Source organism: Marinomonas phycocola (assembly GCF_047525455.1).
Lineage (GTDB): Bacteria > Pseudomonadota > Gammaproteobacteria > Pseudomonadales > Marinomonadaceae > Marinomonas.
This window is the reverse complement of sequence record NZ_JBLIXL010000026.1, coordinates 34,362-44,869: the sequence shown is the minus strand read 5'-3', so window position 1 is coordinate 44,869 and position 10,508 is coordinate 34,362. Positions and strand designations below refer to the sequence as shown.

Below are 10,508 nucleotides of genomic sequence, written 5' to 3'. Positions count from 1 at the left end.
ACAAGAAAGTAAAATCAAAACGATGTTTTTTCTTCTTGTTGGACTGTGACTCGTTGTTCTGAGTGCTTGTCCGTGTCAGCGAGGGCGTATATTAAGGATCTACAGATTTAGTGCAACCCTTTTTTTCATTTTATTTAAAATATTTTCTTTTAATCTCAAAACCAAGGGAACTACGATAATAATTGTTAACCAAATAGCAATTTCTGGACTACTTTTTACTTGCCACCATAGATGGGCAACAACAAAGATAGCCGCTATGTAAAAACAGCGGTGGAGTACTTTCCATTTTTTTCCCAGCTTTCGAATCATTGTTTTAGGGCTAGTCAGAGCAAGTGCAAACATAATAAGAAACGCCGCAATCCCTATATAGATATAAGGCCTTTTCAAAAGGTCTTCACTGATCCAAACCCAACTGAACCCAGCATGCAGCACTAGATACGCCATTAAATGTAAAAGGCTATACCAGAAGGCCGTTAACCCGATGAAACGTCTATAACGAGAAATCCTCTTTAACATAGGCCATTTTACTAAAATGGAAAGACTTAATGTCAAACTAATAAACACGGCGGACCAAATACCGCTTAAGGTCATGAAAGGTTCGGCAGGATCAGGAAAATAACGACCTGAAAGTAAAGAATACAGTAGCCATACTAAAGGTAAACAAAACACCCCGAAGACGATGGGCTTTTCTTTTTGATCCCACATAAATTTCATCAACCTACTATTTAATAATTTTTAACCAAACTCATGCCTGAATATAAATCAGCCACCTCATCTTGATAGCCATTAAACATTTGAGTATCAATCACGTTAGGGAATAAAATTCCTCCTGGTAAACGACGCTCTTGCTTCTGAGTCCAACGAGGATGATCAACACCTGGGTTTACATTGGCATAAAAACCGTATTCCTGAGGAGCCAACATATTCCATGTTGTGTCTGGCATTTCTTCAACAAAGCGAATTTTCACGATGGATTTAATACTTTTAAACCCATACTTCCATGGAACAACCAATCTAATTGGCGCACCATTTTGATTAGGCAATACACTTCCATACATACCCACCGCTAGGAACGCCAGTTCATTCATCGCTTCGTCTATTCTTAAACCTTCACGATAGGGCCACTCTATATTCCCTCCTCGCTGTCCCGGCATCTGCTCTGGATCATACAGCGTTTCAAAATAAACGTATTTAGCTTTGGAATTTGGTTTAAACTTCTTTAAAACAGTTGCTAAAGAAACCCCAACCCATGGAATCACCATGGACCATGCCTCCACACAACGTAATCGATAAATACGCTCTTCTAGTTGATTCTCTTTAATAATGTCCTCTAAAGCGAAGGTCCCTATGACATCCGCTTCACCTTCTACAACAATATTCCAAGGATCCGTTTTTAGTAAGGCAGCCTTTTTAGCGGGGTCACCTTTTCCATAACCAAATTCATAAAAATTGTTATACGTCGATGCAACATCAAATGGCGCGACTTTTTCAGATTGCCCGTACGGTGTCTCTAGAATATTATTAAATGACACAGACAAAGAGTTAGGGATTGATAAATCATTGCCAATTTCTTTGGCCGTGAGAACAGATGATGAACCAAGTGCAAGCGCAGCGATTGAAGATGTTTGAATAAACTGCCTTCGATTAAGGTATACAGACTGATCCGTTACTTCGTACTCATAACAATCTGATTTCTTTTTAACGTTTATAATCATGATTTACTCCTTATGTGTATAAGGGTAGACAAAATTATTAAAGAAGAGTTCCGAGAAAGAAAAAAGGTGTGGCACTTTTTAATGCTCACACCTTTTATATAAAGCTTATCACTTAAATTCGCATTATAAACAACACGATAAATCACTTATCTAAATGATTTGAAAAAGATACCCAAAATACCAGATAGACCATACATCACAAAAACCCCCATTAGAACAATAGCGGGCTCTAAAGCAACCAAGACCAAGACCAAAACAGAACTAAGCAACACGACAAATGGCACACGACCTTTTAGATCCAAATCCTTAAAACTACGATATTTAACATTACTGACCATTAACAAACCCGTAATAGGAACCAAAATTGCCATGATAGATCCGAGATCAGCACCAGAAACACCTGTTTCATTTGCAGCCCATATTACACCAGCAACAATTGCCGCTGCCGCAGGGCTAGGTAATCCAGTAAAATAACGCTTTTCTTCAACGCCTAACATCGTATTAAAGCGAGCCAATCGTAGTGCAGCACCAACAGTATAAATAAATGCAGCAATCCACCCAACTTTACCCAATGGCGCTAAACACCAACTAAACGCAACCAGTGCTGGCGCAATACCAAAAGACACCATATCCGACAAAGAATCGTATTCAGCACCAAATGCACTCTCAGTATGAGTTAAACGAGCTACACGCCCATCTAATGCATCTAAAATTCCTGCTATAAAAATAGCCGCTGACGCTTGAATAAAGTCTCCATTCATTGCCGCAATAATTGAGTAAAAGCCCGAAAACAACGCGGCTGTAGTAAAAAGATTCGGTAATAAATAAACTCCTTTTCTTGGCTGTCTACGAGTTGTCATATCCGCGTCTGATACGACTTCTACATCTGGAACAGGATCATTATCTTCAATTGACATTATTGGTCCTCTTTTTGCTATTTTTTACCTAAAGACTGTATTTTTTGAAACGCTCGTGCTGCTGCAGATAAAGTAAAATCAAGATCTTCTTTTGTATGAGCTTGGGAGATAAAACCAGCCTCATAAGCCGCTGGTGCAAAGTAAACACCTTCCTCTAACATTAAGTGGAAGAACAGTTTAAAGCGCTCAGTATCACACGCCATCACCTCTTCAAATGATGTTATAGCATTTGCTTCAGTAAAAAAGAAACCAAACATTCCCCCGACACACACCGAATGAAAAGGGACATTGGCTTTATTTGCTTCAGACATTAAACCATTTACAAGGTATTGAGCCTTTTCTTCAAGTTTTGTATGAAACCCTGGCCCACTGATAATACCCAATGCAGTAAGCCCTGCAATCATGGCAATAGGATTGCCCGATAAGGTACCAGCTTGATAGACTGGGCCAAGGGGCGCAATGTGTTCCATGATTTCGCGCTTTCCACCAAAAGCACCGACAGGCATACCTGCGCCAATTACTTTACCTAATGTGGTTAAGTCCGGGGTGATTTGATATTTCTCTTGGGCTCCACCTAATGCCACACGAAAGCCAGTCATCACCTCATCAAAAATCAATAGCGCACCAGAAGAGTCACACTCTTCTCTCAAACTTTCAAGAAAGCCTTCGATCGGTGGAATACAATTCATGTTTCCTGCAACGGGTTCAACAATAATGCAAGCAATTTCACTTCCAATTTCTGCAAAGCATTGTTTAACTTCTTCAATATCATTGTATTGCAGAGTAATAGTATGTTGTGCTAAATCTGCGGGAACGCCTGGAGAGTTTGGAATACCAAGTGTTAGTGCTCCAGAGCCAGCTTTAACCAGCAAGGAATCAGAGTGACCATGGTAGCAACCTTCAAATTTGACAACTTTATCTCTTCCAGTAAAACCACGAGCAAGCCTAATAGCACTCATCGTTGCTTCCGTACCAGAACTTACCATTCTCACCATTTCCATTGATGGAACCAGCTCACATACTTTTTCTGCCATCGTGATTTCAACTTCAGTTGGTGCACCAAAGCTCAACCCTAGATCCATTTGCCCACGTATTGCTTCTAATACTTTTGGATGAGAATGGCCAATAATCATAGGCCCCCATGATCCGACATAATCTATATAACGATTTTCATCTTCGTCATACACATAAGCACCCTGTGCTTTTTGAAAAAATATCGGTGTGCCACCCACCCCTTTAAACGCACGTACTGGAGAGTTAACGCCTCCAGGAATTCGATGTTGTGCTTTTGCAAATAACGCTTCGGATCGACTCATAAATAACAACCACTACTTCAAATTTTAAAACGGTCTAACAATTACCAATATGACAATTGCAATTAAGATTAAAACGGGGAATTCATTAAACCAACGAAAGAAAACAGGGCTTCGAGTATTCTGATCTAATGCAAACTTCTTTAATAAACGGCCACAAGCATGGTGATAACCAAACAATACAACAACCAATACGAGCTTGGCATGAAACCATCCCGAACTCATATAATAACTTGGATTAAAAGACATCAACCAAACACCTAACAAAATAGCCACCGCAGCAGCAGGCGTCATAATACCTTGGTACAGTTTGCGTTCCATTACTTTAAAACGCTCCTTACTAATTGTGTCTTCACTTGCAGCGTGATAGACAAAAAGACGTGGTAAATAAAATAAGCCTGCAAACCAGCTTATTACAGCCACTAGGTGAAATGCTTTAACCCATAACATAGAACTATCTCGATAAAAGTGAATGATATAACTTTGATTTTTCAACCAGCTCGTATTGATTTATGGCTGGTAGCTGTATAAGAGCTTGATCAACGTGATGCTCATTAAACCATTTTAACATTGCCTCTAAAGAGTCTGAAACATCTACAATAGGGATCACTTTAAACGCAGTCATGTTTATTAAATCCACTAAGATGTCGTCTCCTTGTTCAATTAACCAAGGTTGAGCACCTTTATCTAACAACTCAAATGCATTTAATAATTGATTTCGGCGAACAATACTCATCTGACCGTCCGCCTGCTCTAACGCGATATAGTCTACCACAGTTGAACGTAAATCCTGTATCCGTTCAAAGCCCACATATCGATCTAACTGTAAGACAGGGACCGAGATGCTATTAATTGAATTTTGCCTTAAGAACCGTGTAGAAGCACTTATTTGAGATTCCAAACCCATAAAATGCAAACGCTCAACAAAAATAGACTGTTGCTTAAAAAAAGTCCTGATAATCAAACATGACACGCCAATCACCAACATAGCAGGTAACATAATTTCTGACCTGTGAGTCATTTCAATGATCGCTACTAATGCCGTTAATGGGGCTTGAAAAGAAGCCGCCATCATTGCAGACATACCAATTAAAGCAAACAATGGAATCGCTACATCAGGTGAAATACCAGTATCCACCCATAAAGCAACTTGCACTCCAGCCAAGCCCCCAATTAAAAAAGTAGGGCCAATCATGCCCCCTGGAATGCCTAGACCAACAGACACACCAGTCAGAGCAATTTTTATAAATAAGACAAGCAGCAATGGAGTGACTAAACTTCCTCCATTTACCAAAAGAGAAAGGGAGTCATAACCAGCGCCTAATATTTCTGGGAAAAACACGCCAAGAACAGCAGTAACCACACCAATGAAGGCAAAACGTATTGAAAAATGCAACTTTCCAAATGACCAACTCAGTTGCTGAATTCTAAAAAACGACACAGCAAGAATAACAATAACAAGAGCAAATAAGCCGCAGGCAAAGTACACATCAAAAGAAAAGTTTGGTAGAACCACGTTAGTAAAACTAAATACATCCAAATCACCAAGCAACCACTTACTCATAAGCGTAGCGACAACCGATGACAAAATAACGGGTAATATGTAACTCAAGCGGTATTCTAACAGAATGACTTCAAGAGCAAATAACACACCCGCTAATGGCGTTTGAAAAGCAGCTGAAACTGCGCCTGCTATACCACATGCAACAAGCGTCTCAACACTTATAACTGGAAGTTTCGCAATACGTGCTAAAAAGCTACCACACGTCGCCCCAATATGAACAGCGGGCCCCTCTTTACCGATGGACAGCCCACCAATTAAACATACGGCTGCAGTAATGAATTGCACAATCGCATTGAGAGTAGGAAGGTTGCCCTGATGATTGTTCAAGCGCTCTATAACAAAGGTGACGCCAACTTTTTGAGAGTGTGGAGACAAAAAGTACGTAATTATAATTAAAACAAACGTCGCTAAAATGGGAAAAGAAAAACGTTCGACTGCCGTCAGTTGTTCAAAGCGTTCAACATCTCCATCCATAAGCAGTAAAGCAGGAACGTGAATTACCCAAAACAAACACACCATGGCAAACGCACTGATAACACCCAATCCCCCCCCCATTATAGACAGAGACAACAATGTATTTTCAGATCTTGAAGAAGACAGAAGATCTTTCACATTAACTCGCCTTAGAAGGCACTCCTTACTTTCAAGATGATAAGATTTCAGGCACTATTCAATCAGTAAATTAGGAATTTCGCAAACCCCTATTTACAGTAAATACGACTTTCGTTTAATCTACATTTGGAATTAACAAACAAAGGAAATCATTGTGTATAAAATAGGTATTGTAGGCGGCACAGGCTATACAGGTGCTGAGTTATTACGGTTATTAGCCAATCATTCTCACGTTGAAGTAACATTTATTACATCACGAAGTGAAGAAGGAAGAGCCGTTGCCGACATTTACCCTAACTTACGCGGACATTATGATCTCCGATTTACTAACCCAGACATTAATGAATTGAAGCAGTGCGATCTCGTTTTCTTTGCAACGCCACATGGTGTCGCCATGGATCAAGTACCTACTCTTATCGAGCTAGGTGTCAAAGTCGTTGATCTTGGTGCTGACTTTAGAATTAAAGACACCGTAGAATGGGCAAAATGGTACGGTATGGATCATAGAACGCCTGATTATGCTGAGAAAGCCGTTTACGGTTTACCTGAAATAAATAGGGAACAAATTAAAAATGCTCAGCTTGTCGCTAACCCTGGCTGTTACCCAACAGCGACTCAACTTGGTTTAATCCCTTTACTTGAAGCCGGTATCATTGACCCAGCCCACCTTATTGCAGATGCAAAATCAGGTGTGAGTGGCACGGGTCGTGGAGCCAACATTGGCTCACTATTATGCGAAGCAAGTGAAAGTTTTAAAGCTTACGGTGTGGCTGGCCATAGACACTTACCTGAAATAAAACAAGGTTTACAGCAGGTTTCTAATTCTTCTGTTGGGCTCACGTTTGTCCCCCATCTTGTACCAATGATCCGCGGTATTCACTCCACGATGTACGCGACATTGACCAGTACCAATGTTGATTTACAAACACTCTTTGAAGAAAGATATAAAGATGAGCTTTTTGTAGACGTTATGCCAGCAGGAAGTTTACCGGAAACACGCAGCACAAAAGGGGCTAATTTTTGTCGTATCGCCGTCTATCGACCTCAAGGTGGTGACAAAGTAGTGGTCTTATCTGTTATTGATAACCTTGTAAAAGGTGCATCAGGGCAAGCCATTCAAAACATGAACATCATGCTAGATTTACCTGAAAATACTGGTTTGACCGCATTAGGCATGATACCTTAATCATCTTACGGAAAGTAAATCTGCTTAGAAGCACCCAATAGCGCTCACTCAGTACTATTGGGTATTTTTTCAGTTAGAACCTGTTGCATTGAAGGAATGAACCATTATCTCGTTTTATTTACATCTGAATTTAGACACATTCAAAGCTCTAAATACGACGACATATTAGTGTCACTTTAGTTTCGAAAGTTAAAACACGCTGCGTCCTTAGTTTCATAAGAGAATGAGACTTAAAAACGTCGACCGTCTCTTCATCCTTTTTTCTGCTTTATTTACACTCTATTAAAAATATCAATCAACTTTCAGGGTTTATTTAATGTCAATTTCACATGTTATGCTTTGGCTTACAGCGATCATTTGGGGGTTTGCTTTTGTTGCACAAAGCACAGGAATGGAAAACCTCGGTCCATACAGCTTCAATGCCGCCCGCTTTATTCTGGCAACACTCTCATTAATACCCTTGTTGTTTATTTTCCCTAGTAAGCAAAGTTACGACGTTAAAAAACTCGTTATTGTTGGCTCCATTGCGGGAGCTATTCTATTTATTGGATCTAGTTTTCAACAAGTCGGTTTATTGTATACATCAGCAGGAAATGCAGGGTTTATTACCAGCCTCTATATTGTTCTCGTTCCTGTATTTGGTTTGGCTTTGTCACAAAAAACGACAAAAAATGCTTGGATCGGTATTATAGTAGCGCTCGTCGGTTTCTACATTCTTACGGTAGAACCCAATTTCACCATTAATTATGGCGATGTATTGGAATTCATTGGTGCCATTTTTTGGGCGTGTCATGTCCTCATTATTGGCTATTATGCTCGGCACTTACCCGCTATCCCTTTATCCATCATTCAATGTTTCATTGCGACCATTCTCTCTATTATTTTCGCAGTGACTACAGAAAACAACAGAATGGATGATTTTAAATCAGCATGGCTTCCTTTACTTTATGCTGGAGTAGCCTCTTCAAGCATTGCATACACATTGCAAATCATTGGTCAAAAGAAGGTCTCCGCAAGCATAAGCGCTCTAATACTTTCTACTGAAGCCGTTTTTGCGGTTATCGGAGGATGGTTATTTATGGGAGAAATATTAACTTCAAAAGCGTATTTAGGCTGCGCCTTTATATTATTAGGTATGATCATCAGTCAATGGCCTAAAAGAAAAAGCCAACCTATAGACATTCAACCATCCGCTTCAACATAATACAGTTAAACTGGCATAAAGAAGCTAGGGAAGGTGCGAATAAGTCTACTAAGACTCAGTCTTTCAGAGAAACCGTCAAATAAGGCACGATTCTGCAGGAATGTTAATCCCTTTCAAAGAGTCGTAACGAAATGTGACGTTTTCTCTGAAAGACCCGCAGGGCATGGTCTAAAAGCCAGTATTCTTTGTTGAGTATCTCGAAAATAGGCCAGCTATTCACATTCGATACTCGCCTCGAATAACCGGCTTTTATCCACATGCTGAGACAAGAGGACTTATTCGCGCCTTCCCTAGGATCAGGATTTTAATTAAACTCCTAGCTTTCTGTTATTTCAGTAAGCTTTTCTATATTCTTAGGCATCTCTTCATTAATGGGCATGGGCATGATCATTTTTGTATTGGTATTGCTCAAATCAATTAGTTGGGAGTTTTTCGAACACGACTAGTATACTGAGACTTCTTAATCGTAGTTTCCCTAAATTAATGGGAATTTATGACGAGCAATAAAATGCGTGCAGTTACTCTACTCTGAAAACGACCAAACCGAACTTAGTACAGAATAGAAAAACAAAAGTCGCACCATTTCCTACGGCAACCTACGACACATAAAAAATTAAATATATTGAACTGAGACCTAAAGCAATAAAAACACCGCCTACTGCCCAATTTATATAAATAGACAGTGATAAGTAGTAATTAGACAGTTTAGAAAATATTCCTGCATATAATAAATGAACTGAAAATGTTGATGCCACCAATATAACCGTTAGCACCAAAACTTGAAGAGACAAAGGTGCATCTTCAGATATAAAAGTTGGAAATAATGTTGTAAAAAAAACCAACGTTTTTGGGTTTAAGACAGAGATAATAACACCGCTAAAAAAACTATAATTTTCACTGTCTAAATTAACTTTATTTCTAGCAAAACTTATTGAGCACAGCCCCATGTAGCACAAATAAAAAGCACTGGTAAACGTTATTATATTATAAATAAATTTAGATGACGCTAATACCAAACCCAAACCAATAGTAGAAATGATAGACATAAAAATCAGCCCAAATAACAATCCCATCATTAAAGGGAGAGTTTTGGCAAGACCTTGATTTATACTACTACTTAATACTGCGACCATACCTGGACCGGGAGATAGAGCCGCAATAATACAAGTAGATAGGTATACTAATAAAATATTAGTCTCTATCAAAATGTTTACTCTATTTGAGTTTGCATAACAGTCATAGGCCAATTAAGGGCCCAACCTTCTACCGTTTTTTTCACACCTAATAAAGCTTCAGCACACTCCAAACTATCATTGGCAGAATAGCTACCTTTATTAGAATGTAACAAAGACAAAAATATGCCTATGTCTTCTTTTTCATCAAATTGCCATTGTAGAGCAATATCATGAAACCTTGGAGCAGCCCACCCAGAATTTTTACAAATGCTAATAGCAAACTCTTTGCTTAAAAAGCTAACCTCATGTCCTGTGGTACAAGACTGAGCTACATGTAAATCAAAATATTTCGCTAAAACAGACTCGGTAAAAATATCAACTATCGTGAGCCTTGTGCCTTGTTTACTAAATCTGGCTAAATTTTTCAATATCCCTTCTTTATTATTAGTGTGATGAAAAGCTCCCCTTGACCATATACCATTCAATATAGTGTCACTAGGTAAAGAAAGATCTTCTGCTGCTTTACTAATCATGGAGATATTAGGTAGATTTGCTTCATTTATTGGACTTAGTTGCTCTAATGAAGGATCTACAACAATCAAATGTCCTGAGATTCCAATTTTTTCTGCAATTTTAAATGAAAAAAAACCACTCCCTGCACCAATTTCTAATATATTTTCACCTTCTCTAGGAGAGAAATATTGTTCTAATAAAAGCGCATCCTCAACCCATACATTAGGAAAATCTTCCAGAGCTTTTTTATAAGACCTTGATCTATTTCCTGAAAATTCAATACCATTATATTTTTCTAAGCTATTCATA

The 10,508-nt window shown here is 38.9% G+C and carries 10 protein-coding genes; 2 read left to right on the top strand and 8 right to left on the bottom strand.

Going from position 1 to position 10,508, the window contains the following annotated elements; all coding sequences use genetic code 11:
* Nucleotides 1–99 precede the first annotated feature (99 nt).
* The 6 genes from msrQ to ACMUMJ_RS14905 form a co-directional block, all read right to left on the bottom strand.
* Nucleotides 100–705: a protein-methionine-sulfoxide reductase heme-binding subunit MsrQ gene (gene msrQ / locus ACMUMJ_RS14930; protein WP_414679654.1), complete on the bottom strand. Its 606-nt coding sequence runs from the start codon at nucleotides 703–705 to the stop codon at nucleotides 100–102.
* Between the two features lie 20 nt (nucleotides 706–725).
* A complete protein-coding gene (gene msrP / locus ACMUMJ_RS14925) occupies nucleotides 726–1,715 on the bottom strand; it encodes a protein-methionine-sulfoxide reductase catalytic subunit MsrP (protein ID WP_414679653.1) in 990 nt (329 codons plus the stop codon).
* A gap of 146 nt (nucleotides 1,716–1,861) precedes the next feature.
* Nucleotides 1,862–2,632, bottom strand: a complete 771-nt coding sequence (gene pssA / locus ACMUMJ_RS14920; protein WP_414679652.1) for a CDP-diacylglycerol--serine O-phosphatidyltransferase — start codon at nucleotides 2,630–2,632, stop codon at nucleotides 1,862–1,864.
* A 17-nt stretch (nucleotides 2,633–2,649) separates the two neighbouring features.
* Nucleotides 2,650–3,948 (bottom strand): glutamate-1-semialdehyde 2,1-aminomutase, encoded by a 1,299-nt coding sequence (gene hemL, locus ACMUMJ_RS14915; RefSeq protein WP_414679651.1) that lies wholly within the window; start codon nucleotides 3,946–3,948, stop codon nucleotides 2,650–2,652.
* Nucleotides 3,949–3,972: 24 nt separating this feature from the next.
* A complete protein-coding gene (gene hemJ, locus ACMUMJ_RS14910) occupies nucleotides 3,973–4,395 on the bottom strand; it encodes a protoporphyrinogen oxidase HemJ (protein WP_414679650.1) in 423 nt (140 codons plus the stop codon).
* A 4-nt stretch (nucleotides 4,396–4,399) separates the two neighbouring features.
* Nucleotides 4,400–6,121 carry a chloride channel protein gene (locus ACMUMJ_RS14905; protein WP_414679649.1) on the bottom strand — a complete coding sequence of 574 codons (1,722 nt, stop codon included), beginning with the start codon at nucleotides 6,119–6,121 and terminating at the stop codon, nucleotides 4,400–4,402.
* 154 nt (nucleotides 6,122–6,275) lie between these two features.
* Between ACMUMJ_RS14905 and argC the strand changes: the two genes are divergently transcribed.
* The gene (gene argC, locus ACMUMJ_RS14900) at nucleotides 6,276–7,307 is read left to right on the top strand and encodes an N-acetyl-gamma-glutamyl-phosphate reductase (protein ID WP_414679648.1); all 1,032 of its coding nucleotides are present in this window, start codon (nucleotides 6,276–6,278) and stop codon (nucleotides 7,305–7,307) included.
* Nucleotides 7,308–7,623: 316 nt separating this feature from the next.
* Nucleotides 7,624–8,511, top strand: a complete 888-nt coding sequence (locus ACMUMJ_RS14895) for a DMT family transporter (protein ID WP_414679647.1) — start codon at nucleotides 7,624–7,626, stop codon at nucleotides 8,509–8,511.
* A gap of 596 nt (nucleotides 8,512–9,107) precedes the next feature.
* On the opposite strand, the gene ACMUMJ_RS14890 is transcribed toward ACMUMJ_RS14895, so the two are convergent.
* Together ACMUMJ_RS14890 and ACMUMJ_RS14885 are read right to left on the bottom strand one after the other, a co-directional pair.
* Nucleotides 9,108–9,716 carry a LysE family translocator gene (locus tag ACMUMJ_RS14890; protein WP_414679646.1) on the bottom strand — a complete coding sequence of 203 codons (609 nt, stop codon included), beginning with the start codon at nucleotides 9,714–9,716 and terminating at the stop codon, nucleotides 9,108–9,110.
* A 5-nt stretch (nucleotides 9,717–9,721) separates the two neighbouring features.
* Nucleotides 9,722–10,507: a class I SAM-dependent methyltransferase gene (locus ACMUMJ_RS14885; RefSeq protein WP_414679645.1), complete on the bottom strand. Its 786-nt coding sequence runs from the start codon at nucleotides 10,505–10,507 to the stop codon at nucleotides 9,722–9,724.
* Nucleotide 10,508 lies beyond the last annotated feature (1 nt).

Bases quoted from the DNA above. Each gene is read 5' to 3' on its own strand.
- ACMUMJ_RS14895 (WP_414679647.1), top strand. From the start codon at position 7,624: ATGTCAATTTCACATGTTATGCTTTGGCTTACAGCGATCATTTGGGGG.
- ACMUMJ_RS14885 (WP_414679645.1), bottom strand. From the start codon at position 10,507: ATGAATAGCTTAGAAAAATATAATGGTATTGAATTTTCAGGAAATAGA.
- msrP (WP_414679653.1), bottom strand. From the start codon at position 1,715: ATGATTATAAACGTTAAAAAGAAATCAGATTGTTATGAGTACGAAGTA.
- hemL (WP_414679651.1), bottom strand. From the start codon at position 3,948: ATGAGTCGATCCGAAGCGTTATTTGCAAAAGCACAACATCGAATTCCT.
- msrQ (WP_414679654.1), bottom strand. From the start codon at position 705: ATGTGGGATCAAAAAGAAAAGCCCATCGTCTTCGGGGTGTTTTGTTTA.
- pssA (WP_414679652.1), bottom strand. From the start codon at position 2,632: ATGTCAATTGAAGATAATGATCCTGTTCCAGATGTAGAAGTCGTATCA.
- hemJ (WP_414679650.1), bottom strand. From the start codon at position 4,395: ATGTTATGGGTTAAAGCATTTCACCTAGTGGCTGTAATAAGCTGGTTT.